Origin of the sequence: Lactobacillus sp. ESL0785 (assembly GCF_029395455.1) — a bacterium.
GTDB lineage: Bacteria > Bacillota > Bacilli > Lactobacillales > Lactobacillaceae > Lactobacillus.
The window spans coordinates 826,638-851,275 of the sequence record NZ_CP113916.1 but is presented as its reverse complement, the minus strand read 5'-3'; the positions used below and the strand labels follow the sequence as shown (position 1 = coordinate 851,275).

Below are 24,638 nucleotides of genomic sequence, written 5' to 3'. Positions count from 1 at the left end.
AACCCTAACTAATAGCATTCAGCTTTAAGTCACTAAAGCCAATAAAATTATGCTCCTATTAGCTATTATATCAACCTTTTTAAAGAAAAAATGTTTTTACAGTTAATTAATTACTAACTATAAATTGTTTATAGTTCTAGTTTAGCTTGATAGCAAGTGATCACATGCATTTAGATAATATTTTCCGCTTTTAATCTTATTTATTTTAAGTTGAATTTTTCTTGGTGCATTTTTATTTGAATTTTTAGCAAAATAGCCTACAATACTATCTGGGGTTTATTTAAAAACATTTTATTTAATTTCGGTTTTTTCGTTAAATTTAAATGTTTTACTTATTATTTTTATTATTTTGTTCTATAATCTATTATTATGGGACTGTGTTTTTGAAAGGGTTGATTTATTCAATGAGTATAAATTTAGGAAAAGAAATATGCCGTCGACGACGTGAACAAAAGCTGACACAGGAGGATCTCGCTGAATTAAGTGATTTGTCAGTTAACTTTATTTCTCGGCTTGAACGGACCAAGAACCAAAACATTAGTATTCAAAAGCTTGACTCAATTGCTAGAGCTTTAAATACAACTACACCAGATATTATCATGAATGCTTACCGCTTCAAGGAAGTTAAGGTAGAAAATCATCAAGATAATACTCCGGTATTTATCAAAAAGGTTCTTAATGAATTAAGAAAAATGGCGCCTGAAAAGGCTGAAAGAGTATGTAAATCTTTCATTATCTTAGCTAAAGAAATTAATAAAGACTAGTTTTAATTTTATTAAAAAAAGCGAAGTAGGATCAGTTCCCTACTTCGCTTTTTTGTTACGCTAAAACTAGATTTTAATTAAATGCTTCAGTTAATGGTGGTACAACTTGCTTCTTACGTGAAACGACACCAGGTAAACTGATTTCAGAATCTGTAACTTCACCAAATGCCTTAGCAAATGCTGCTTGAGCATCATCTGAACCAACTACTAAGGCAGTTGAATCAGAATCAAGCACATTGGTAATTAGCAGCATAAACAAGTCATAATGATTTGCTGCAGAAGCATCATTCATTGCCTTCAAAAAAGCGGCTTTTCGTGCCATTGCTTCAGGTAAATCAACAACATTAATTTGTGCAACCCGAACATTTTTACCATTAAGTTCAAAGCTCTTAGCATCTAAGTCAATGAGATCTTCCTCAGACTTAGCAGCAATATTTGTCCCAGCCTTTAATTCTTCAAGACCATACGTTTCATAATCAACATCAGCAATTTTAGCTAATGCTTCAACTGCTTGATGATCATCATCAGTAGTAGTTGGTGATTTCAAAAGCAAAGTATCAGAAATAATTGCAGAAAGCATGATTCCAGCAATATTTTGTGGAATTTCAACGCCATAATGCTTATAAAGCTTCCACATGATGGTACTGGTACAGCCAACAGGTTCAGCCAAATAAAATAATGGCGCACTTGTATCAAAGTTCATAATTCGGTGATGATCGACAACATGGGTCACCGTTACCTTGTCAATATCAGCAACACTCTGTTGTGGTTCATTATGATCAACCAACATTACCTTATTTACTTCGTTAGCAGCAGTTTTAATTACCCGTGGTGCTTCAAAGCCAAACTTCTTCAAGGCAAAGGCTGTTTCATCATTAGGTTCACCCAAAGCGACAGCTTCCGTATTATAACCGCGTTTATTTTGCAGGTACGAATATGCAATCGCAGTACCAATTGCGTCTGTATCAGGATTTTGATGCCCAAAAATTAACTCTTTTTCCATTAATTTCCTCTTCTTCCTTTTTAACAAAAATTATTGTTCTATTCTAGTTTACCTAATAGTTACTCTTTCTCCAAGAATTTTTTGAATTCGGTCAAAATATTATTAATCCGTGGTACATCTTTCTTACCTTTACGATAAACCATCGATACAGAGAATTTCTTGTTTTCTTTCAAATAAACAGGTGTCAAATTGATTTCATCCTTATGTGCTTGGTAATAAGCATCACTAACAAAAGTATCATAATCTGTTTCTTCAGCTGTTGTAATTAATTGCGGTGTTGATGACAAACTAAGCGGTACGGTTAAGTCACCCTTAGCATTCCCTTTGGCACCCAGCTTTTTCTTCATTAATTGCGTCAAATAAAATTCATCTGGATAGGCAACCCATTCACGATGCATAAATCGAGAAATCGGATAAGTTTTGCCAGCTTCAACTGTGTCTTTATGAGTTAAAACGGTTAATTGATCTTCATAAATATCCATATGTTCATATTGATGTTGTAATTCTGCCTGACTCTTCTTGGTACTATCTGGCAAAAACATAACAGCAATATCAATTAAATTATTGTCCAAGTTATACCATAAATTTTTACGATTAAAGTAAGTAAGACTAATCGTAATATCTGGATTATTTTGGTTAAAACTAATCAAAAACTTCCGTAAAATTTCTGAATTAATACTATCCAAAACCCCAATAGAAATATTGCCCTTATCAGCTTGTGTAAATTCTTGAATATCACTAACTACCGAATTAATAGTTCCAAGCAATTTGATTGCACCAATTTGCAGCTCTTTACCCGCTTCAGTCAAATAAAGTTTTTTACCCATTTGACCAAACAAAGGTGTACCAATTGCATGCTCAATTTTTTTAATCTGCTGTGTCAAAGCTGGCTGTGTAATACCCAAGATTTGTGCAGCTTGAGTATAATTCATCGTATCAATTAATTGTAAAAAATAGTGTAATGACTTAGTTGAAAGTATTGTATCTGTTTTAGGCATAAGAATATTCCTTCTATCTTGATAATAATATTGTTTTATTTATATGCTATTATCAAATAAAAACTCGGTCATGTCAAAGCATAATTCAAATATTATTAACTTACACTTAATTTATTTTTTATTTAGTTTTATGTAAGCCTTTCATTTACTGATTAATCAACGGTTTAACTAACTTTAAACTAAGCGGTTTACCATCACTCGTAGTATCAATAACAAAGGAACCATTAGAATAACGGTCGCCTAAAGGAAACGCATTTGTTGCTATTTTTATCTTTCTTTTACTGCTAGTAGTAACAACTAAAGTATAGTTTTGGGCATATGCAGTTAAGGCAGAAATTCGATGCGGCTTGGTCTTTAGTTCACGTAGAACAAGAACCCCACGCTTAGCACGCGAAACCTTATTAATTAACTTCGCCTTAAATTGTTTGAACGCCCCACGTTGTGTAATTAAACCAATATGAATTAAATCAAGAAATTCTGGCTTAACTAGAACATAAGTTACGATGAAGTCATCATCTTTTAAGTTGACTGATTTGACACCAACTGCCTTAGCGCCAGACTCCGGAATTTCGCTAACATCATAACGAACGGCATAAGCTTGATGCGTAAACAAAATAATTTCGGCATTAGTATTCGGCTCAATTACGTCAGCACGAACTACCTGACTATCCTGCGACTTCATCTTCATCGCCGTCATTGCCCGTGAACGATACGTTCTTGTCGGTTGTAAATTAGCAAGTTGCAGTTGCTTAATGTAGCCGTCATTAGTGGCCAATAAGAAGTTAACATCCATATCTAATTTAGTAAAATCAAAAACGCGAATTATCTGTTCATCACTTGGTAACCCAATTTCTTGCGATAGGTGCTGACCAGTTTCTTTCCATTTGGTTTCAACCAATTCATGAACTGGTCGATAAATTACATTACCGCGATTAGTAAAAAGATACAGGTTGGCTAAGGTTGAAATTGTTTTTTCAAACACAACATCATCACCATCAGGCAAGCCATTTTCAGTATCGTCACTTGATTGCCATGAACGTAACGAAGACCGCTTTAGGTAACCATCACGACTGATTAAGACCCGTACTTGTTCATCAGCAACCAAAGCCTTTTCGTCAATTTGAATTTTAGCCGTAGCTGTAGAGATTTCTGTCCGCCGTGGATTACCAAATTCACGTTTAACCGCTGAAAGTTCCCGAATAATTTCTTTTTCTAAAACCTTAGAATCAGATAGTAGTTGTTGAAATTGCGCTACTTTTTTATTCAAATCAGTCTGTTCAGCAACTAAGGCATCAACGTCGGTATTAGTTAAACGGTACAATTGCAGTGACACAATTGCTTCAGCTTGACGTGATGTAAAAGAAAATTCATTTGTTAAGTTCTTCTTTGCATCAGTCTTATTCTTAGAAGCTCGAATCACTTTAATCACTTGATCAAGGATATCCATTGCGTGAATTAAACCTTGAATAATTTCTAAACGATTTTGTGCCTTATTCAGATCAAATTTGGTTCGCTTAATAACAACGTCTTTTTCGTGACTGAGATATGAAGCAAGGATATGTTTTAGTCCAACTTGCACAGGCGTCATATTATCAATCGCTACCATATTAAAGTTATAAGAAACTTGCAGTTCAGTATTTTTAAACAGATAGTTCAAAATATTCTGTGCATCTGCATCTTTTTTAAGTTCAACTACAATTGATAAACCATGACGGTCGGTTTCATCACGCACTTCTGCAATACCATCAATTTCCTTGTTAAGACGGATTTCATCCATCTTTTTAACCATTAAAGCTTTATTAACGGCAAATGGAATTTCAGTAATTACGATTTCTTGACGGTGTCCCCTAATTTCCTGAATTGCGGTTTTAGCCCGTACCTGAATACGGCCACGACCAGTTTCATAAGCTTCACGCAACCCCTTTTGTCCCATTACGATTGCTCCAGTTGGAAAATCTGGACCTTGAACATACTTCATTAAATCGTCTAAAGTGGCATCTGGATGCTTCAACAGATAAATAGTGGCATCAATAACTTCTGACAAGTTATGTGGCGGAATTTCTGTTGCATAACCTGAAGAAATCCCGGTTGAACCGTTAACCAAAAGGTTAGGAAAGCGTGCAGGTAAAACCGTTGGTTCATACTCCGTATCATCGAAGTTCAGCACCATGTTAACCGTGTCTTTATCAATATCCTGCAGCAACATATTGGAAATTTTATTCAGCCGTGATTCCGTATACCGCATAGCAGCAGGGCCATCGCCATCCATTGAACCATTGTTACCGTGCATCTCAACTAATGGTTCACGCATTTTCCAATCTTGAGATAAGTGCACTAACGCCCCATAGATAGAACTATCACCGTGAGGGTGAAAATTACCCATGATATTACCAACTGCTTTAGCTGCCTTTTTGAACGGTTTATCATAAGTATTATTATCCTGATACATTGCGTAAAGGATTCTTCTTTGAACTGGCTTTAGCCCGTCACGAATATCTGGCAAAGCCCGTTCCTGAATAATATATTTTGAATAGCGGCCAAACCGTTCACCCATGACTTGCTCAAGTGGCATTTCACGAATTCGTTCTTTTATAGCCATTAATTAAAAACCTCTTTACTCATTTTCTTCTTCCAAGATTGATGTGTTCTCGCCCATTCTAAACTTGACGTTTTGTTCAATCCATTTTCGTCTAGCAGCAACTTTATCACCCATTAAGGTAGTTACTCGGCGTTCAGCTAAAGCAGCATCATCGATTTTAACCCGAATTAACATACGCGATTCGGGATTCATTGTTGTCTGCCATAATTGTTCAGCATTCATTTCACCGAGTCCCTTAAAACGTTGTAAAGCATAACCTCGACCCATATTCTGTTCATCAGTTGCCAATTCTTCATCGGTCCAAGAATACTTAACCTGTGCTTTTTTACCACGGCCTTTTTGCAAGCGATACAATGGCGGCAAGGCAATATAAATCTTACCTTGTTCAATCATTGGCCGCATATAGCGATAAAAGAAAGTCAGCAGCAAAATTTGAATATGTGCACCATCGTCGTCGGCATCCGTCATGATAATAACTTTGTCATAATTAGAATCTTCCACTTTAAACTCAGCTCCAACACCAGCACCAATGGTATAAATCATGGTATTGATTTCTTCATTTTTAAAAATGTCTTGCAGTTTAGCTTTTTGCGTGTTTAAGACTTTACCCCGCAATGGCAAAATTGCTTGGAATTTTCGATCACGGCCTTGTTTAGCAGAACCACCAGCAGAATCACCCTCAACCAAGAATAACTCATTCTTTTTGGGATTACGTGACTGCGCTGGTGTTAACTTACCAGATAAAACTTCCTTTTTACGGCGTTTTTTACCATTACGGCTCTCATTACGTGCTTTTTTGGCAGCCTCACGAGCATCCCTCGCCCGTTGCGCCTTCTTAACCAAATCTTGGGCTAACTCACCATTTTCCATTAAGTAGTACGACATCTTCTCGTAAACGAGTGTATCAACTACCGAACGTGCTTGTGGCGTGCCCAATTTACCCTTCGTCTGACCTTCAAACTCAAGTAATTCTTCCGGAATCTTTACTGAAAGAACGGCACTAAGACCTTCACGATAATCAGATCCATCAATATTTTTATCTTTTTTACCAAGCAGGCCCTGCTTTTTGGCATAGTCATTAAAAGCCCGCGTAAAACCGCTTCGAGCACCCACTTCATGAGTACCACCATCAGAAGTACGCACATTATTAACAAATGAAACTAAATTTTCTGAATAGCTGTCACTGTACTGACCACTAAATTCAACTTCCATTTCGTCTTGCTTGCCTTCAAAGTAAAAGACATCACTTAGGGTATCTTTGCCTTCATTCAAATAAGACACAAAGGACTTAATCCCGTCATCATACTTAAAATCATCATGATGCTCAGGTTCCCGTTCATCTATTAAAACAAAGCGCACTCCCTTTAATAGAAAAGCAGATTCTCGAATTCGCTCTTGAATTGTTTCATACTTATACTTAATCGTTGAAAAAATTGTTTCATCAGGTTTAAAAGTAATCGTTGTTCCCGTTTTATCCCTAGTCTTACCTAATGACTTAAGCGTTCCTACGGGATGACCACCATTAGCAAATTCTTCTTCGTAAGCTTTGCCATCGCGAACAACTCTAACTTTCATATAACTGGAAAGAGCATTAACAACAGATGACCCCACTCCATGCAGACCACCTGAAGTTTTATAATTTTGTTCAGTAAATTTACCACCAGCATGCAGAACCGTCAGAATAACTTCAATCGTCGGTTTCCCTGACTTGTGCATCCCTGTTGGCATACCTCGACCAAAATCACGCACGGTCACACTATTATCTTGATGGATCGTCACATCTATTTCTTGACCAAAACCGGCCATTGCCTCGTCAACCGAATTATCAACAATTTCATAAACCAATTGATTTAAACCATGAACATCAGTTGAGCCAATATACATTCCTGGTCGCTTACGAACAGCTTCTAAACCATGAAGAATCTGAATTGACGAGTCATCGTAAGAATTTTTGTTATTATTTGTTTTAGTCAAATAAACTCCTCCAGTTGTTAAATCATTTAAATTTTCCGCGCAAAGTCAATATTTTTTGCTAAAATAGCTTTAAGATACTAAGAGAGCAGGATGTAAATGATAAATTTGAAATTTGTACTGGTATTTATTCTAGCATACTTAATTGGATCCTTCCCGACCGGTGTGATTATTGGAAAAGTCTTTTTTAAAGAAGATATCCGAAAATACGGGTCGGGTAATATTGGAACAACTAACACATTTCGTGTGTTTGGCCCCTATGCTGGCACGTTTGTATTAGTTGTCGACGTCCTCAAAGGAACACTGGCAACATGTTTACCGCGACTTTTTCACCTCAAAGGTCCTAAGTACCTATTACTAATCTGTGGTGGCTTAGCCGTACTAGGTCATACTTTTCCCATTTTCCTTAAATTCAAGGGAGGTAAGGCAGTAGCAACTAGTGCCGGCGTCTTTTTAGGTTATAACTTAACATTTTTTGGCGTTTGTGCAGCAATCTTTCTACCGCTTGTGTTTATCACATCATATGTTAGCCTATCAAGCCTAATCGCCATTAGCGCCATCTTTATTGTAACTTTTTTCTTTCACGATCCTTTTTTAACCGTGATTGTTGGAATAATGCTCATTATCTTATTTACCCGACACAAGGATAATATCCATCGTCTGGAACATCATAATGAGAATATCATTCCCTTTGGTTTGCTTTATTGGTATAAAAAAAGGCACCACAAGTTATAGACTAAAAATAAATACAGCCAGTCAAACAATGTTTACTGGCTTTTATATTATAGTCCATTCGAACAATAGTTCGCAAGTAATAGTATAAACAAAAACAGCATTAGAGCTACTATTACCAGTTCTAATGCTGTTTTATTATTTAGTTTTTATCATGAAAAGCCATGCCGAACCCAGCATGAAATTCTGCACCGGGCTCTAAATGATTCATACCATACTTCTCTTCGAGCTTGCCGCTAGTATCTTCACGGTCAGCAATTCCCCACCACGGTTCGATACAAACATAGTCAGCCGTCTTAGGATACTGTGACCACACGCCAACAAATGGTGCATTTCTTAACCATACATTAACATGAAAATCACTAGTTTCTGTTCTAAGCGATACTTTATTATCATGACCGTGCAATTGAAAAATCAGTGCGTCATTTTTAAATAAATGGTCACTCAACGTAATTAAACTGTTAGTCGAGGCTAACGACCGGTTAGACCAGTCTAAATAGGCACCTTTTAGTGGAATCTGAATTCTGGCAACCGAAGGCTGCGTACAAAAATAATAATCCTCTTTAGTAATTGCTTTAGTTGTCGGAATGTTAAAGCCAGGATGACCACCAATACCAAAAATCATTTCACCAGCAGACTTATTAGTTACAGTAAAGTTCTCCTCTAAAAGATTGTTAAGCAGATTATAATTAACCCGCAACTCAAACTTAAACGGATAAATCTCCCTTGTCTGTTCAGTATCATGCAATAAAAACGTAATACTTTCAGCTGCTTGGCGTTCGACTGTAAATTCCAAATCACGTGCAAACCCATGCTGTGCCATATGATAAGTCTTACCTTGGTAAGTATATTCATCGTCTTTTAAGCGGCCTACAATAGGAAATAGCACTGGCGCATGACGACCCCAGACATTAGGGTCTGCTTGCCAAATATATTCATACCCATTATGCTGACTCTTAATACTTTGAATTTCAGCACCCTTGCTTGAAATTACAACTTGTAAAATTGAATTTTTGATGGTGTAATCCATACTACTCATCGCCTTTGTCAAAGAATAAACTTAGTTAAATCTTTATTCGTTATTATATCACTAAGTTTTTCATTAACATATGCTTCAGTAACTGTAATTTCACCCATCGTCATATCAGGACCTTCATAAAGCACATCTTCCAGCAATTTTTCTAAAATCGTTGATAATCTTCTAGCACCAATATTATCAGTACCTTGGTTAACATCAAAAGCTATCTGGGCAATGCGGTTAACCGCTTCTTGTGTAAAGATCAATTTAATACCATCAGCTTTAAGAAGAGCAACATATTGCTGCAAAAGCGAATCTGCAGGATCCTTAAGGATCTTAACAAAGTCATCCTTAGATAAAGCCTTCAGTTCTACTCGAATAGGAAATCGACCTTGTAATTCTGGAATCAAATCACTTGGCTTACTTTCAGCAAATGCTCCAGCGGCAATAAAGAGAATATGATCAGTAGCAATAGGACCATATTTAGTTTGAACTGTTGAGCCCTCAACGATTGGCAAAATGTCCCGTTGCACACCTTCACGCGAAACTTCGCCAGAATTTTTCTTATTACTTGATGTTACCTTATCAATTTCATCAATAAAGATAATTCCGTTGTTTGTTGTACGTTCAATTGCTTTTTGATAAAGCGTGTCATAATCAATTAATTTATGTGATTCTTCTTGAATTAGTATTTCGCGTGCATCCCGTACAGACAATGTACGCTTAACTTTTTTCTTCGGTACTAAATTATTGAACATGGAACTCATATCAATTCCCATTTGCCCCATCATATCACCCATAGGGTTAACCTTAGGTGTTTGTTCAACTTCAATAGTTACGTCACGATCTTCCAGCAAGCCCTTGTTGAGCTGTTCAGAAATTGTTAACCGTTGATTACGAATATCATCAGTTACTTCTTCTTGATCGGTATCTTTAGCTGCGGCATCACCTTGATTTCCGCCCATTAACATTGCCATCATATCTTGCATTTCCTGCATCTGATTTTGGCGTTTTTCATGCTTAATTCCTGGTACTAGCAATCTAACTAAAATTTTATTGGCTTCTTTAGCAGCTTGACTGCGGACACGATCAAATTGCTCTTTTTCTTCCATGCGCACAGCTTCATTGACTAAATCGCGCACCATGGATTCAACATCACGGCCAACATAACCAACTTCAGTAAATTTGGTTGCTTCAACTTTAACAAATGGTGCCTTGACAATTGCTGCCAGCCGCCGCGCAATTTCCGTTTTACCAACACCGGTAGGACCAGCCATCAGTAAGTTCTTGGGTGTAATATCTTCTTGCATCTTCTTCGGTAGCTGCATGCGGCGATAACGATTATATAAGGCAACAGCTACTGCTTTTTTAGCTTCATCCTGCCCAATAATGTATTCATTTAACAAACTAACAATTTGTTTGGGTGTCTTTGTATCCATGAATTTTTCTCCTAAACTTTAAAGCTCATCCGTGATAATTTGATTATCTGTAAAAATATCAATACCTGAGGCAATTTCAACGGCTTCATGAGCAATTTCTTCAGCCGACATTCCAGAAGAATGTCTTGTTAAAGCAATAGCTGCTGCTTGCGCAAAATTACCACCAGAACCAATTGCTACCACATTTTCATCGGGTTCTAAGACTTCACCATTCCCAGAAATCAACAGTAAATCTTGGTCATTAAAAGCAATCAACATTGCTTCTAATTTTTGCAAAGTTGGATCTTTACGCCAAGACTGGGCCATTTCAACGGCTGCTCGTCGTAAATCGCCACCAAAAGCTTCCAATTTTCCTTCTAGCATATCTTGCAGACTAACAGCGTCAGCAACACCACCAGCAAAGCCGATGACTACCCGGTCATGATAAATCCGCCGAATTTTTTTTGCTGTTGCCTTAGCAATTACTTTTTCACCTAAAGTGACCTGACCGTCACCAGCAATTGCTGTTTTACCATTAAATTTAACTGAACAAATTGTTGTCATTATTTTGCCTCATCTTTCTTATTATTACGAGTAAAAAATTGCTCATAGTTAGCCTGTAAATGGCTCATTGTTACGTGAGTATATATCTGTGTAGTCGATAAATTAGTATGGCCCAAAAGTTCCTGTACGCTGCGCAAATCAGCACCATTATTAAGCATTGCCGTTGCAAACGAATGTCGCAGTTCATGGGGATGAACCTTACCACTAACCCCAGCTTTATTAAATACTTTTTGCATTACATATTCAATTCCGCGCGGTGTAATCTGTGTTCCGCGATTATTCAAAAAAACAGTTTGTTGATCTACATTTTTACCTAACAGTCTGGGACGAGCAGTATGCAAATAAGTAGTTAAAGCTGTTTTTGTCGGCTCATCAAAGGCAACATAACGATCTTTTTGTCCTTTACCGTGAACTAAAATCATCTTTAACTTCAAATCAATTTGCTTTAATTTTAACGCACTAACTTCACTTACCCGCATGCCGGTTGTATAAAATAACTCGAACATCGCCAAATTACGGCAAGTTAAAGTGTCAGTGCCAGTTAGTGACTTAAATACTTGCTTAAGTTCAGGAGCATAAAAGAACTGCGGCAGTTTATGGCCTTGAGCACGTAGGACAATGGCTTGAGTAGGATCAACTTTAATTAACTTCCGTTTAGTCAAAAAGCGATAAAATGACCGCAAACTCGACATTTTCCTTGCTTGCGTAGCTCTAGCTAACTTACGATCAGCGAGATTTTGTAAAAAAATCTCAACATCCCGTTCTTGCAGTTTTGCCCACGACTTAAAGCCGCCATTAGCCTGCCAAAATGCTTTTGCCTCAAGCAAATCAGTTTGGTAAGATCTAATTGTTTTGGGACTATAATGTCGCTCATTTTGCAAGTAAGAAATAAATAAAGCTAATTCTTGATCTTTTTCAGTCATTAATCTAAAACTTCCGCTTTAAATTTAGCCAGACTAGCTAAGCCACGCTCACTAATTTTTTCATGGCGCTCACGCTTATTACGTACCTTTTTGCCTTCAAGTCCTGGAATTAATGCAAAACTGGCATTCATCGGTTGAAAATGTTTAGCACTAGTTGTTGTGACATAATTAGCCATTGACCCAAGAGCCGTCATTTTCGGAAAAGCAACTGGTGCTTCATCACGAGCACGTCTGGCGGCATTAATACCCGCAACTAAACCGCTGCCCGCACTTTCAACATAGCCTTCAACACCAGTCATTTGACCAGCAAAGAACAATCCTGGTTGCTTTTTTGCTTCATAACTAGCAGTTAGAACTTCGGGTGAGGCCATATAAGTATTACGGTGCATTTTACCATAGCGAACAAACCGTGCATTAGCTAACCCCGGAATCAGTGAAAAAACTCGCTTTTGTTCGCCATACTTCAAGTGTGTTTGAAACCCAACAATATTATACATCGAAGCCGAGGCATTATCTTGCCGCAGCTGAACAACTGCATACGGCGTTGTTCCAGTATGAGGATCTTCCAACCCCACTGGCTTCAATGGACCAAATAACATTGTTTTACTGCCACGGCCTGCCATTACTTCAATTGGCATACAACCCTCAAAAACATCTTGGCTTTCAAAACCATGCATTGCAGCTGTTTCTGCCTTAACCAATTCACTGGCAAAGTGATCGTATTCATCTTTCGTCAGTGGACAATTCAAATAGGCAGCTTCCCCGCGATCATAACGTGATTTCTTATAAACAATGTCCATATCAATGGAATCAGCAGCAACAATTGGTGCTGCCGCATCAAAGAAATGCAGACTATCAGTACCAGAAAATTGCTGAATCTGCTCAGCTAAGCGATCACTCGTCAATGGTCCTGTCGCAATTACAGTAATATCATCTTGAGGAATTGTTGTAATTTCCTCGCCATGAAAAGTAATATTCGGCAAGGCGTGCAATTTTTGTGTAACGTATTCACTAAATTGATCACGATCAACGGCTAAGGCACCACCAGCTGGCACTTGAGTCTTATCGGCTGCTTCTAAAATCAACGAATCTAATTGACGCATCTCTTCTTTTAATAAGCCGACCGCATTGGACAATTGGTTTGATCGCATTGAATTCGTGCAGACCAATTCTGCCAAATTACCAGTCTTGTGGGCTGGTGTTAATTTATGTGGCCGCATTTCATATAAGTCAACGTGAATTCCTCGCTTAGCTAACTGCCATGCCGCTTCACTGCCGGCTAAGCCACCGCCGATTACAATTACATTTTTAGGCATATTTTACTATTCCTTTACTAAAAATTATTTTACTAAATACAAGAATATCATCAAATCACAATCGATTTGATGATATTAACTTAAATTTAACTTTCTTTTACCGTGTCATCTTTTGCTTCTTCCTTATAGTCGCCGTTAGGGCACAAGACAACAAGTCCCTTTTTGTTTTTCTTTTCAACCAAAAAGTGACCGTCATTGGGACAATTACGTCCAATTGGTTTATCCCAGGACACGAAGTCGCATTCAGGATAGCGTGAACAGCCGAAGAATTTACGATTACGCTTCGACTTCTTTTCAACAACATCCCCCTTGCCACATTTAGGACAAGTAACCCCAATTTTCTTCACAATTGCCTTAGTATTCCGACAATCAGGGAAACGCGAACAAGCATAGAACTTACCATAGCGGCCCATCTTAATCACCATTGGTGCCCCACAGATATCACAATTGAAGCCAGCTGGTTCATCTTTAATTTGAACCTTTTTGATCTCACTGTCTGCTTTATCCAGTTCCTTTTTAAAAGGATGGTAATAGTCATCAATGACCTTAACCCAATTTTTCTTACCTTCTTCAACACTATCAAGATCATTTTCTAATTGTGCTGTAAAGTCAACATTAACAATGTCTGGGAAGAATTGTTCAATTAAGTTGTCAACAATTTCACCCAATTCAGTTGGCACAATCGACTTACCTTCAAGTTTAACATAATAGCGGCGCTGAATAGTATCAATTGTTGGCGCATAAGTCGAAGGCCGACCGACACCATTTTCTTCAAGTGAGTGAACTAGACTAGCTTCAGTATAACGAGCTGGCGGCAATGTAAAGTGCTGCTTATTATCTGACTTAGATAGCTTAACCTTGTCGCCCTCATTTAAGTCTGGTAGTTCAACATTTTTTTCTTGTTGATTATCGTAAACCTTAGTAAACCCAGCGAATTTCATCTTTGAACCCGTTGTTCTAAAAGTTACACCATTTTGTTCGCTGTCAGCTCTTACTGTATCATAGACAGCCGGTGTCATTTCACTAGCTAAAAAGCGAGACCAGATTAACTTATACAAACGATATTGTTCTGTTGTGAGAACAGACTTAAGTGATTCTGGTGTCCGGTAAACGCTTGTTGGCCGAATTGCTTCGTGGGCATCTTGAGCGTCTTCAGCATTCTTAAAATGACGCTGACCCTTAGCCGCATATTCTTTACCATATTTTTCGTTAAGAAATTTTGACGCTTCCGCTTGCGCAATTGGCGATGTCCGTTTAGAGTCAGTTCTCATATAAGTAATTAAACCTACAGTACCTTCTTTACCTAAGCTAATGCCTTCGTACAGTTGCTGTGCAATACTCATTGTCCGCCGTGTACGATAATTCAGGCGCTTATTGGCTTCCTGCTGCATCGTAGAAGTAGTAAACGGTGCCGCTGGCTGGCGGCGGCGTTCACGCAAAACAACCTTGTTAACTGTAAATTCTTTCTTTTTATCAATTTTAGCTAAGATTGCCTGAACAGCATCATTATTTGGTAATTCTTTTTTCTTACCATCTACGCCCCAAAATTGCGACTTGAATGCTTTACGACCTTTTTTAAATTCAGCGTCAATTGTCCAGTATTCTTGAGGCTTAAAGTCTTTAATTTCTTTTTCACGATCAATTACTAACTTTAAGGCAACTGACTGCACTCGACCTGCACTCAGACCCTTTTTAACTTTATCCCATAAAATTGGTGATAGTGAATAACCCACAATGCGATCAAGAATTCGGCGTGCTTGTTGAGCATTAACTGTATCCATATCAATGGACCGGGGATGCTTAAAGCTGTTCTTCACCGCATCCTTAGTTACTTCATTAAATGTTACTCGATTCTTTGCTGTGTCATCAAGATTTAACGCATGTGCAACGTGCCAAGCGATCGCTTCTCCTTCACGATCAGGGTCAGATGCTAAATAAACATCCTTGGCTTTTTTAGCTTCCGCTTTTAATTCTTTAATCGTATCGCCTTTACCACGAATTGAAATATATTTGGGTTTGTAATTATTATCAAAATCAATTCCCATTTGGGATTTTGGCAGATCACGAATATGACCTTTTGAAGCAATTACCCGGTAATTACGCCCTAAATATTTTTCAATTGTCTTGGCTTTTGCCGGAGATTCAACGATTACTAATGTTTTTTTCCGCTTTTTTGGCTTTGACTTAGTAGGCATCAAAAGCCTCCTCATTAAAATTCTAATTTCAAAATACTATTCTGAGAATAGAATATTTTATGACTAGTTGTCAAATCTTTCAAGCGATAAATTAAAATCAGTCAGCGGATTTGCTCCTGCCGCAATCAATTTATTGGGTCCTACTGACAATTCACTGGTGATTGGTCCAGGAACGGCATAAACATTACGATTTTCTTGCAAAGCTAGGTTAGCTGTAATTAATGAACCTGATCGTTCTTTGGCTTCCGTTACTACTACACTAGTAGCTAATCCAGCTAAAATTCGATTACGTTGGGGAAAACGAAACGGCCGTGGTGGTGTATCTGGTAAATATTCACTTAAAATTAAACCTTCACGCATAATTTGCTCTTGTACATAGTGATTGGCCATTGGGTAATAATGATTGAGTCCATTGCCAACGACTGCAACTGTTTTACCATGATACTTTAAGGTAGCTTTATGCGCCAGCACATCGACGCCTTTGGCTAGACCACTAGCAATCACAAAATTATGTTTAATTAAATTGGGTACTAGTTGTTCTAACACTTGCTGACTATAAACTGTTGCCAGTCGAGCACCCACAATTGTAACAATTTCTTTTTGCAGTAAGGTAGTGTCACCCAACGCAAACAAAATTAGTGGTGGCTGGTAAATTTGCCGCAATTTTTCAGGATACAAATCATCGAAGAAACTAATTACCTGACATTGTTTTTTAATTCGCTTAATCACGTTTTCGGCTTGAGGATCATTGTATGCAGCCCAAGCCAATTCTTTAAGAGCTGCTGGTAAAGTCATCTTATTAATTGTTGCCCGATTGATTTCATCAGTATCGAGTTGACTAGCAATTTGTAGCATCTTGACGTACCCAATTCCACGCTGCAGTTTTAACCGCAATAGAAAATTTGTTTTTTTCATCAAAAAAGCCTCCTGATTACAAATACGTAAAAAGGAAGCAATATTTCTTTTAACTAGCAAAAAAATCGCTAACCGGCGCAAAAGTTTTGCGGTGAATCGGCGTCGGGCCATACTTTTTAAGCGCCGCAAGGTGATCACTAGTGCCATAGCCAGCATTATGTGCAAACTGATACTCAGGATAGATTTGGTCATAATCAGCCATTAACTGATCCCGGAAGACCTTAGCAACAATCGAAGCTGCCGCAATTGAATTCGATTTTGCATCCCCTTTAATTAGACTAACCTGGGGTAAAGCAACGGGCACATTCATCGCATCAACTAGCAATATATCCGGTCGACAGTCTAAATTATTAACTGCTTGGGCCATTGCTAAGCGATCAGCCTCATAAATGTTAATTTTATCAATTACCGCCGCGCTTTTAACACCAATTGCAATACTAACGGCTTCTTTTAAAATTTGCGGATATAATTGCAGCCGCTTCTTTGGACTTAACTTTTTAGAGTCGTTAACATCAATTAAATCAAAATTTTCATCAATGATTACCGCTGCAGTAACTACTGGTCCAGCTAACGGTCCCCGGCCAACTTCATCAACACCAGCAACTAACTGTCCCTTAGACCAAAACTGACGCTCATATTGAAACCGACCTAAAAAAGCTGCTTGCTTATTAGCCAGCTTTTCTTGACGATTACGATAACTAACGAGCAACTTTTGCACGCCTGAACGTGAATCAGCCTTTAGCGCCATCAAATCTTCAGCGGCTACCTCATCACTGTCAAGAAGCGCCTTAATTTCTTTAATTGTCATGGGCGATCTAACGTAATCCTTCCTACTTTACCCTTCCGCAGCCGCTGCAAGAAATAAAGTGAAAAGCGATCATAATCATCCCGCATTCCGTAGACTTCAGTCATTGCTAAAAGTAAGTCTGAATCATTAATTTTAGTTAATTGCTCCTTAGTAGTTCGCGCGAATTTAACTAAGTTAGCAAGATAATATTTACGCAAATTAGCTAAAACAAATAAGGCAACATCATCGGCATGAAAAATACTATCTTTAATTGCACCAAAAGCGGCCAACTTATAACCAACCTCTTGATCATCAAATTTAGGCCAAAGTATTCCCGGTGTATCTAAAATTTGAATATTGGTCTGCGTTTTAAGCCAAGTTTGTCCCTTAGTTACCCCGGGCTTATTACCAACTGCGGCAACATTATGTCCAACCAAACGGTTAATAATTGTCGACTTACCACAATTGGGAATGCCAGCCAAGGCAATCCGGATAACAGGATTAGATGCACCTTTAGCTTCAAGTTTGGCTACCTTTGCGATAGCTGCTTTTTTAACCATCCGCACTAATACCTGCATATTAGTATTATGCAGTGAATCCATCGCCATGACAAATTTACCTTTGCCGCTAAACTTCTTCTGCCACATCTTAGTTAAAACGGGATCTGCCAAGTCAGCCTTATTTAAAATAATTAAATGCGGCTTATCACCCACTAATTTTTCAATCATTGGGTTTCTTGACGATTGGGGGATGCGGGCATCCAGCACTTCAACCAAAACATCAATTAATCCCATTTTTTCTTCAAGTTGGTTGCGGGCCTTGTTCATATGTCCCGGATACCATTGAATTGTCGCCATCTTTTTGTCCTCTTTAACACTAAAAAAGCTCCAAAAGTTAGGAGCTTTACTCAATACGCCATCTTTTCTTGATACATTTCATAGGCACGATCAAAAATACTCATACTAGATAAATAACCAGCATTTAGTTCAAGATAATCAGACAGCTTTTCGTAATCCTGTTCCTGTTTAGGAAAAGTCTGATCATTCTGAGCATTGTTTGCAAACTGCGCAATTTCATCATTTGAATCACTATCGCGCTGGGTCATTAAATAACGATAAAAACTTTCTCGATAAGCCATGATTACTCCGTATAGTACAAAATTGCATAGGCGTCTAGTCCCGTGTGAGTCGCAATAATTGGACTCGTTTCACGCACTAGTACGTCAATCTCAGGATTAATCTCTTTAATTTTTGCAGCAAAATCCTTTAATTTTTGCGGTACACCATCAAGAGAAACGTAAGAAATACCTACTTCCTTAATCTTATCCTTGTTAGCTGCAATATCAGCTAAGACACGATTATCAAAGGCTGACGAGAATTTCTTACCACGACCTTTTTTGGCCACTTTTAAATGACCTCCCGGCATTTGCAACTCAAGACGAATGTTCAGTAGAGTAGCAATTTTACCAGAAACAGGTCCTAGTCGTCCACCCTTGATGATATTTTCCAAATTGACAACTATCAGCCTTAATCGTTGTGTCTTCTTAATATGTTCTAGGTGTTCTAAAATTTCTGGGACTGACTGTCCTTTCAAAGCACCACGAGCAGCCTCTAAAACCTGCAATCCTTCAGCACGATCAGTCAATTCAGAATCGACCAAATTTACCTGTTCATCCTTACCAGCAATTTTGACGGCCTGTCTTGCTGCATCAATTGTTCCACTCAAGCCCTTGCCTAAAAAGATGCCAATAACTTCACTGCCATCAGCAGTCAAATCATTAATAGTATCAATTAACTGGCCAATTGGTGGCTGACTTGTCTTAGGTAATTCTTTTGCTGTTGTCATCTTTTGGACAAACTCGTGTCGGGTGATATCGACACCATCAACATAGGTCTGATCATCAATTGTTACCAGCAAGGGAATAACTTTAATATGATATTGTGCGATTTCTTCTGGCGTTAACTGCGCCGAAGAATCCGTCATGATTTTTATCTTTGACAACGTATTCGCCCTCAATTCTAATTTACGTTACATTTATGATAGAATGTGAATTGTATTAATTACAAGTCATTATAACAAAAAATTTAGCAATAGCAGCAAACAATGGGATTGATTTAAAATGAAATTGAAAGAAATTTGGCAGAAACCAGTAAACAGGTCAACAACGTATTATTTACTAGATAATATTTTCAGTGCTATCACACACGGAATTGGTTGCTTTCTGGCTATTATCGGCTTGTTTTTTTTAATTAAAAAAGCTGTCGCCACTGGCAGTCTATTGCGTATTGTTACCTTTACTATTTATGGTATCTGCCTAATATTCTTGTATCTTTTTTCATCGCTCTTTCACAGCTTGATTTTTACTCGGGCGCGGCACATCTTTCAAATTTTTGACCATTCATCAATTTTTTTATTAATTGCTGGCTCTTATACACCATATTCACTTGTCGCTATTGGTGGCACTTGGGGCTGGATTTTATTTTGTCTAATCTGGATTTTGTCCATCTTTGGCATTATTTATTATATTTTTAGTAGTGGTCAACACCCTATTCTTAATACCATTTTATATGTCGCAATGGGCTGGCTTGTCATTTTATCAGGCCAATATCTCTATGTTCGTCTTGGCCCAACGGGCTTTTGGCTCCTTGTCGGCGGCGGGATTGCTTACACAGTTGGTGCCTTATTATATACCATGCAGCGAATTCCATTTATCCACGTTATCTGGCATTTATTTGTAATGCTAGGATCAGGATTAATGTATTTTTCCATTTTACTTTTCGTTTAGGTAGGCAGTTACGGCATCCTTAGTATTCGCTAATTCTCCAGTAATGACTTTTTTCTTAATGTCCGTCAGCAGCTTACCTAAGCGCGGACCCGGTACAACACCAGCATTAATTAAAAAGCGACCATCAATTACTAATTCACTTGAAGATTTAATTGGTAAAGCAACATAGCGGTCAACTAACGCCTCAGAATTAATTGGCTGCCCCAGAATATGAGCAACGTCAATTGTATTAAGCAAGGTTTCTTTACCAGCTTCAAATAATTCAAAATCAGTTGGTGTGCGTTCAGAAATCAAATCAAACAAAGCAACTACTCGTTCAACTTCAGCTGTCATTGCATTAGAATTCTTCCAATCACGCATAAACTTAGTAATCTGACTATCCTGAATTTTCAGTAGAATAATAATAATTGCCCATAGACTTGTTTCCATATTAGGATTAAATTTCAAACTAGGATAAATTGCCAGCAAATCACTTTTACCGGCAAAATCAGGTACGTCTTCGCTTAATTGCGTATCTAAGAAAACCTGAAAAGCTTGCCGTGAATGCGGGCCAATCCCCATCTTAACGAATTCATCTCGAATTCGCTCAACTGAAATTTTTTGTAACAATTCATGGTGGGCTTTTACTGCCTGCTCAGTCTGTGTTTCCAGTTTAAACTGGAGCTGACTCATAAATCTTACAGCACGCATCATTCGCAAAGCATCCTCATTAAACCTTTTTTCAGGATCGCCAACAGCTTTGATGACGTGCTTTTTTAAATCGGCTAACCCATCGAACAAATCAATAATTTCCCCTTGAGTATTCATCGCCAGGGCATTAATGGTAAAGTCACGCCGCTTAAGATCTTCACTTAAATTTTGTACAAAAGTTACATGGTCAGGTCGACGATAATCTTGGTACCCGGATTCTGTCCTAAAGGTCGTAATCTCATAACTTTCATTTTCATATAAAACAGTAACTGTTCCGTGCTTAATTCCAGTATCAATTGATCTAGTAAACAGCTCTTTCACTTCTTCGGGATAGGCACTTGTTGCAATATCAATATCATGAATATGCCGGTTTAGTAATAAATCCCGCACAGACCCACCAACAAAATAGGCTTCATAGCCCGCTGCTTCCAACTTAATTAAGACGGGGAGCGCCGCCGTAAATACTGGCGGTAAATTATTTATTTTCATCATTAATTAATCAACTCATTTATTTTAGTAATTTATTGTTTTTAATCATTTAAATTAGCATTAAGCAAAATTAATTATTACTATCCTGCTTGCTTGTAAATTTAACATCATCATTTAGACAAGCAACTTACCCAACGTAATAATTTTTTGCTGCTTACTTTGTTATTATATCCTATTTAAACAAGGAACACGAACTATTATTGGCAATTATAAATTTTAAGCCATACAAAAAGGTCGCAATATATTACGACCTTAATTTAGAACTATTACTAACTAATTAGCTAGTCGATTATACATTTCCTGCATTTCAGTATCTTCGGGTTCAAGTTTTAAATAACGTTCCAATAGCTGTAAAACAATCTCGCTAGAATTAGCTTCAGTATTAAAGAAACGCAACATTTGTTTTAAGAAATCCGCATTATTTTGAAACTCAGGATAAGCCAGCAAGAATTCACTTTTAGCATGATCACTATCATCTAACTGTTCGTAAGCCTGGGCCATGTTCCAATGGGCCTGTGGTTCAAGATCGCTTTCATCTAAACTAGTAAACAATTGTAAATTAGCTTCAGCCTTATTTTCATGTAAATAAAGATTAGACAGCTGCAAACGTAAATCATTATTTTCTGGAGCTATTTTCAAGCCGCGTTGCAATAAATCTTCTGCTGTCTTCAAATCATTGAGGCTAGCTGCTGCTCTGGCTCCCTTAGAATACAGAATCGGGTCAAGTTCATTATAAGCAAGCCCAGCTTGACATGAACGCAGAACCTGTTCATTATCATTTTTATGCTCATAAGCAGTTGCAAGTAAGGGATAGGCATTAACATAGTCAGGGCTTTGATCAATTACATCGTTCAGATAACTGATTGCCTGATCATCCTTATTCACCGCCAGCATAACCAATGCCGCCTGATACTTACTGTCAATATCTAAAATATCACCACTATGGTCTTCAATTACATTGCTGGCCTCTTCATAACGCCCCAGTTTAGCTAAAGTTTGAAACAGGCGGTCAATCAGATTAACTTCACTGAAACTTTTTTGTCGCTTTAATAAGTCTTGATACAAACTTAAAGCACGCTCATAATGCCCACTTAAGTAGTCTAATTCAGCTAAACCAAATTTAACTACGTCTTCATCTGGAGCAATTTTAGCAGCTTGTATCAGCTTACTATATGCCGTTTCAAGTAAGCCGCTAGTTTGGTAATAATCAGCCTGCACCAACAAACTATCAAGATAAGCTGCCGAATTAGGTTGAATTGCATAAAGCAATGATAACCCATCATCGTCTTTACCATCATTTAACAAAATTTCCGCCAAGTATACCTTAAACAGGTCTTCTTTAGGAAATTGAGCAATTAAGCTGCGGTAAACTTCTTTAGCCAAATTAGTAAAACCCAAGCCGGTTAAATTTTCTGCCAGCGAAGCTAATACTTCTGGCTCATCGTTATCCAGTGCTTTTTTAAGCAAAATCTTTTCTTGTGAAAAATCTTGCTGTTCAATCGCATCAAGTAATTGTTCAGAATACATTTCTGTCCCTCCGTTACTTTTATTATGACATAAAAATCTAGTAACACGAAATTTACCGACCTGTTTTAAAAAAGCAAAAAAGATGATAACTTAAGTTACCATCTTTTTTGCTAAAAACTATTAAATTATTTAACAGACTCTTTAAGAGCTTTACCCGGTCTAAATGCAGGAACACTACTTGCTGGGATTTCAATTTCATCACCAGTTTGTGGGTTACGTCCCTTACGAGCTGCACGTTGCCGAACTTCAAAAGTACCGAACCCAATCAATTGTACCTTGTCACCTTTAGCAAGATCCTCTTGGATTGAACTAAAAATTGCGTCAACAGCAGTAGCTGCATCCTTTTTAGTTAAGTTAGTTTTTGAAGCTACTTCTGAAACTAATTCTGCTTTATTTGCCATCTGGAATTCACCTCCCAAAATTTAGGTTTTAATTAAAACCTAAAAAACTATTCTTCGAACTGAAGAACAAGAAATAATGATTTGTACTAATCACTGCTTCCTTGCACTCAAAATAGCACAAAAGCCTTACCTCAACAAGCTTTTTTACTAAAAAATTGTGTTTTTAATTAATTTAGTATATACAAATTACTTTCTCTTGCGGGCAATAATTTTAATTGGCGTACCACTGAAGTCAAAATTCTCTCTTAATTGATTAATTAAAAATCGCTGGTATGAAAAATGCATTAATTCTGGATCATTCACAAAGACAACAAATGTGGGCGGATTAGTTGAAACTTGGGTCATATAATACACTCTAAGCCGTTTTCCCTTGACCATTGGTGTCGGTACCAATTTACTTGCTTCTAGCAGGAGATCGTTTAATACGCTTGATTTAATCCGTTGATTTTGATTATGGTAAACCTGTTTAACCATTTCAGGAATTTGTTCTAAACGTTGTCCCGTTTTAGCAGAAACAAACAAAATCGGTGCATAATCCAAATATTGAAATTCTTGGCGAATGGTTTGCTCAAATTCTTTGCCACTGGAACTATTTTTTTTAGGAAGATCCCATTTATTAACAATGATAATAATTCCCCGACCAGCATCATGAGCATACCCCGCAACATGCTTGTCTTGCTCGCGAATACCTGTACTTGCATCTAAGACCAAACAGACAACGTCAGAGTGCTCAATTGCTCCCATTGCGCGCATAACAGAATACTTTTCTGTCTTTTCGTAAACCTTGCCACGGCGTCTAATACCAGCCGTATCAACAATTCGGAATTTTGTACCGTCCTCACCGATAAATGGACTATCAACGGCATCACGAGTTGTTCCTTCTTCGTTATTAACGATTACACGTTCCTCGCCAACTAAGCGATTAACGATGGATGACTTACCAACATTTGGTCGGCCAATAACACTAAAAGAAATTTCGCTTTCATCTTTTTTAGCCAAGTCCTTAGGCAATTCACTAACAATTCGGTCAAGTAAATCTCCAATCCCTGTACCGTGAACACTGGATACAGGAACGGGATCCCCTAAACCCAAACTATAAAAATCATAAATATCGGCTCGTTGCTCAGGATTATCTGCCTTATTAACTGCCAATATAATCGGCTTCTTGGTCCGATAAAGTAAATGGGCAATTCGTTCATCTAGATCGGTTAAATGGTTAGTAACACTGGTCAAAATGACAATTACATCAGCTTCATCAATCGCAATTTCTGCCTGTGCACGAATTTCATCTTCAATTCGACCATTTTCCCAGGTAATCCCACCTGTGTCAATGAGATCAAATTTATGTCCCATCCATTCAGCTTGCGCATAATTACGGTCCCGTGTAACGCCCGGCTTATCTTCAACGATTGCCAAGCGCTCATTAATAATCCGGTTGAAAAGCGTTGATTTACCAACATTTGGCTGGCCAACAATTGCAACTACTGGTAAAACCATTTCTCAGCCTCCTTTATAAAATAAAAAAAGCCGGCTATGCAGTCGG

General features: G+C 37.8%; 22 protein-coding genes. 3 read left to right on the top strand and 19 right to left on the bottom strand.

Annotated features, from left to right (window positions below):
- The first annotated feature begins 404 nt into the window (after positions 1-404).
- The gene (locus OZY43_RS04155; RefSeq protein WP_277132737.1) at positions 405-764 is read left to right on the top strand and encodes a helix-turn-helix transcriptional regulator; all 360 of its coding nucleotides are present in this window, start codon (positions 405-407) and stop codon (positions 762-764) included.
- 73 nt (positions 765-837) lie between these two features.
- Here OZY43_RS04155 and OZY43_RS04150 read toward each other — a convergent pair whose 3' ends face one another.
- From OZY43_RS04150 to parE, 4 genes are all read right to left on the bottom strand, one after another.
- Positions 838-1,767 carry a manganese-dependent inorganic pyrophosphatase gene (locus OZY43_RS04150; protein ID WP_277163768.1) on the bottom strand — a complete coding sequence of 310 codons (930 nt, stop codon included), beginning with the start codon at positions 1,765-1,767 and terminating at the stop codon, positions 838-840.
- Positions 1,768-1,826: 59 nt separating this feature from the next.
- A complete protein-coding gene (locus OZY43_RS04145) occupies positions 1,827-2,765 on the bottom strand; it encodes a LysR family transcriptional regulator (protein ID WP_277163767.1) in 939 nt (312 codons plus the stop codon).
- Between the two features lie 145 nt (positions 2,766-2,910).
- Positions 2,911-5,364, bottom strand: a complete 2,454-nt coding sequence (gene parC / locus OZY43_RS04140; protein ID WP_277166278.1) for a DNA topoisomerase IV subunit A — start codon at positions 5,362-5,364, stop codon at positions 2,911-2,913.
- Between the two features lie 15 nt (positions 5,365-5,379).
- Positions 5,380-7,338 (bottom strand): DNA topoisomerase IV subunit B, encoded by a 1,959-nt coding sequence (parE, locus tag OZY43_RS04135; protein ID WP_277166275.1) that lies wholly within the window; start codon positions 7,336-7,338, stop codon positions 5,380-5,382.
- Between the two features lie 96 nt (positions 7,339-7,434).
- On the opposite strand from parE, the gene plsY reads away from it, so the two are divergent.
- Positions 7,435-8,070 carry a glycerol-3-phosphate 1-O-acyltransferase PlsY gene (gene plsY, locus OZY43_RS04130; RefSeq protein ID WP_277166272.1) on the top strand — a complete coding sequence of 212 codons (636 nt, stop codon included), beginning with the start codon at positions 7,435-7,437 and terminating at the stop codon, positions 8,068-8,070.
- Positions 8,071-8,209: 139 nt separating this feature from the next.
- Here plsY and OZY43_RS04125 read toward each other — a convergent pair whose 3' ends face one another.
- The 11 genes from OZY43_RS04125 to OZY43_RS04075 all read right to left on the bottom strand — a co-directional run bounded on the left by OZY43_RS04125 (position 8,210) and on the right by OZY43_RS04075 (position 19,204).
- Positions 8,210-9,097, bottom strand: a complete 888-nt coding sequence (locus OZY43_RS04125) for an aldose 1-epimerase family protein (RefSeq protein WP_277166269.1) — start codon at positions 9,095-9,097, stop codon at positions 8,210-8,212.
- Positions 9,098-9,114: 17 nt separating this feature from the next.
- Positions 9,115-10,524 carry an ATP-dependent protease ATPase subunit HslU gene (gene hslU, locus OZY43_RS04120; RefSeq protein ID WP_277166266.1) on the bottom strand — a complete coding sequence of 470 codons (1,410 nt, stop codon included), beginning with the start codon at positions 10,522-10,524 and terminating at the stop codon, positions 9,115-9,117.
- Between the two features lie 18 nt (positions 10,525-10,542).
- Positions 10,543-11,067 (bottom strand): ATP-dependent protease subunit HslV, encoded by a 525-nt coding sequence (gene hslV / locus OZY43_RS04115; protein ID WP_277166263.1) that lies wholly within the window; start codon positions 11,065-11,067, stop codon positions 10,543-10,545.
- Positions 11,067-11,990, bottom strand: a complete 924-nt coding sequence (gene xerA, locus OZY43_RS04110; protein ID WP_277166261.1) for a site-specific tyrosine recombinase/integron integrase — start codon at positions 11,988-11,990, stop codon at positions 11,067-11,069. Before xerA ends, hslV begins: the two co-directional genes overlap by 1 nt.
- Positions 11,990-13,306, bottom strand: a complete 1,317-nt coding sequence (trmFO, locus tag OZY43_RS04105; RefSeq protein WP_277166258.1) for a methylenetetrahydrofolate--tRNA-(uracil(54)-C(5))-methyltransferase (FADH(2)-oxidizing) TrmFO — start codon at positions 13,304-13,306, stop codon at positions 11,990-11,992. Before trmFO ends, xerA begins: the two co-directional genes overlap by 1 nt.
- 86 nt (positions 13,307-13,392) lie before the next feature.
- Positions 13,393-15,501: a type I DNA topoisomerase gene (topA, locus tag OZY43_RS04100; protein WP_277166255.1), complete on the bottom strand. Its 2,109-nt coding sequence runs from the start codon at positions 15,499-15,501 to the stop codon at positions 13,393-13,395.
- Positions 15,502-15,564: 63 nt separating this feature from the next.
- Complete coding sequence (gene dprA / locus OZY43_RS04095; RefSeq protein WP_277166252.1) at positions 15,565-16,416, bottom strand: DNA-processing protein DprA; 852 nt, start codon at positions 16,414-16,416, stop codon at positions 15,565-15,567.
- Between the two features lie 49 nt (positions 16,417-16,465).
- Complete coding sequence (locus OZY43_RS04090) at positions 16,466-17,224, bottom strand: ribonuclease HII (RefSeq protein WP_277166249.1); 759 nt, start codon at positions 17,222-17,224, stop codon at positions 16,466-16,468.
- The gene (gene ylqF, locus OZY43_RS04085) at positions 17,221-18,060 is read right to left on the bottom strand and encodes a ribosome biogenesis GTPase YlqF (RefSeq protein ID WP_277166246.1); all 840 of its coding nucleotides are present in this window, start codon (positions 18,058-18,060) and stop codon (positions 17,221-17,223) included. The genes OZY43_RS04090 and ylqF overlap by 4 nt, the downstream gene beginning before the upstream one ends.
- A gap of 50 nt (positions 18,061-18,110) precedes the next feature.
- Positions 18,111-18,341, bottom strand: coding sequence for a YozE family protein (locus OZY43_RS04080; RefSeq protein WP_277129674.1), 231 nt, complete (start codon positions 18,339-18,341; stop codon positions 18,111-18,113).
- 2 nt (positions 18,342-18,343) lie between these two features.
- Positions 18,344-19,204, bottom strand: coding sequence for a DegV family protein (locus OZY43_RS04075; protein WP_277166243.1), 861 nt, complete (start codon positions 19,202-19,204; stop codon positions 18,344-18,346).
- 118 nt (positions 19,205-19,322) lie between these two features.
- Here OZY43_RS04075 and OZY43_RS04070 point away from each other — a divergent pair, with 118 nt between their 5' ends.
- Complete coding sequence (locus tag OZY43_RS04070; protein WP_277166240.1) at positions 19,323-19,988, top strand: hemolysin III family protein; 666 nt, start codon at positions 19,323-19,325, stop codon at positions 19,986-19,988.
- On the opposite strand, the gene OZY43_RS04065 is transcribed toward OZY43_RS04070, so the two are convergent.
- From OZY43_RS04065 to der, 4 genes are all read right to left on the bottom strand, one after another.
- Entirely contained in the window at positions 19,974-21,170 is a 1,197-nt protein-coding gene (locus OZY43_RS04065) for a CCA tRNA nucleotidyltransferase (RefSeq protein WP_277166237.1), read from the bottom strand. The genes OZY43_RS04070 and OZY43_RS04065 overlap by 15 nt on opposite strands.
- Positions 21,171-21,440: 270 nt before the next feature.
- The gene (locus OZY43_RS04060; RefSeq protein WP_277166234.1) at positions 21,441-22,694 is read right to left on the bottom strand and encodes a tetratricopeptide repeat protein; all 1,254 of its coding nucleotides are present in this window, start codon (positions 22,692-22,694) and stop codon (positions 21,441-21,443) included.
- A 125-nt stretch (positions 22,695-22,819) separates the two neighbouring features.
- Complete coding sequence (locus OZY43_RS04055) at positions 22,820-23,095, bottom strand: HU family DNA-binding protein (protein WP_277166231.1); 276 nt, start codon at positions 23,093-23,095, stop codon at positions 22,820-22,822.
- Between the two features lie 186 nt (positions 23,096-23,281).
- Positions 23,282-24,592 (bottom strand): ribosome biogenesis GTPase Der, encoded by a 1,311-nt coding sequence (der, locus tag OZY43_RS04050; RefSeq protein ID WP_277166228.1) that lies wholly within the window; start codon positions 24,590-24,592, stop codon positions 23,282-23,284.
- Between the last annotated feature and the right edge of the window lie 46 nt (positions 24,593-24,638).

Coding starts and splice junctions, on each gene's coding strand:
- OZY43_RS04070 (WP_277166240.1), top strand. CDS start 19,323: ATGAAATTGAAAGAAATTTGGCAGAAACCAGTAAACAGGTCAACAACG.
- topA (WP_277166255.1), bottom strand. CDS start 15,501: ATGCCTACTAAGTCAAAGCCAAAAAAGCGGAAAAAAACATTAGTAATC.
- OZY43_RS04155 (WP_277132737.1), top strand. CDS start 405: ATGAGTATAAATTTAGGAAAAGAAATATGCCGTCGACGACGTGAACAA.
- OZY43_RS04080 (WP_277129674.1), bottom strand. CDS start 18,341: ATGGCTTATCGAGAAAGTTTTTATCGTTATTTAATGACCCAGCGCGAT.
- der (WP_277166228.1), bottom strand. CDS start 24,592: ATGGTTTTACCAGTAGTTGCAATTGTTGGCCAGCCAAATGTTGGTAAA.
- parC (WP_277166278.1), bottom strand. CDS start 5,364: ATGGCTATAAAAGAACGAATTCGTGAAATGCCACTTGAGCAAGTCATG.
- OZY43_RS04125 (WP_277166269.1), bottom strand. CDS start 9,097: ATGGATTACACCATCAAAAATTCAATTTTACAAGTTGTAATTTCAAGC.
- OZY43_RS04150 (WP_277163768.1), bottom strand. CDS start 1,767: ATGGAAAAAGAGTTAATTTTTGGGCATCAAAATCCTGATACAGACGCA.
- OZY43_RS04090 (WP_277166249.1), bottom strand. CDS start 17,224: ATGACAATTAAAGAAATTAAGGCGCTTCTTGACAGTGATGAGGTAGCC.
- trmFO (WP_277166258.1), bottom strand. CDS start 13,306: ATGCCTAAAAATGTAATTGTAATCGGCGGTGGCTTAGCCGGCAGTGAA.
- OZY43_RS04145 (WP_277163767.1), bottom strand. CDS start 2,765: ATGCCTAAAACAGATACAATACTTTCAACTAAGTCATTACACTATTTT.
- ylqF (WP_277166246.1), bottom strand. CDS start 18,060: ATGGCGACAATTCAATGGTATCCGGGACATATGAACAAGGCCCGCAAC.
- hslU (WP_277166266.1), bottom strand. CDS start 10,524: ATGGATACAAAGACACCCAAACAAATTGTTAGTTTGTTAAATGAATAC.
- OZY43_RS04055 (WP_277166231.1), bottom strand. CDS start 23,095: ATGGCAAATAAAGCAGAATTAGTTTCAGAAGTAGCTTCAAAAACTAAC.
- hslV (WP_277166263.1), bottom strand. CDS start 11,067: ATGACAACAATTTGTTCAGTTAAATTTAATGGTAAAACAGCAATTGCT.
- xerA (WP_277166261.1), bottom strand. CDS start 11,990: ATGACTGAAAAAGATCAAGAATTAGCTTTATTTATTTCTTACTTGCAA.
- OZY43_RS04065 (WP_277166237.1), bottom strand. CDS start 21,170: ATGATGAAAATAAATAATTTACCGCCAGTATTTACGGCGGCGCTCCCC.
- plsY (WP_277166272.1), top strand. CDS start 7,435: ATGATAAATTTGAAATTTGTACTGGTATTTATTCTAGCATACTTAATT.
- dprA (WP_277166252.1), bottom strand. CDS start 16,416: ATGAAAAAAACAAATTTTCTATTGCGGTTAAAACTGCAGCGTGGAATT.
- OZY43_RS04060 (WP_277166234.1), bottom strand. CDS start 22,694: ATGTATTCTGAACAATTACTTGATGCGATTGAACAGCAAGATTTTTCA.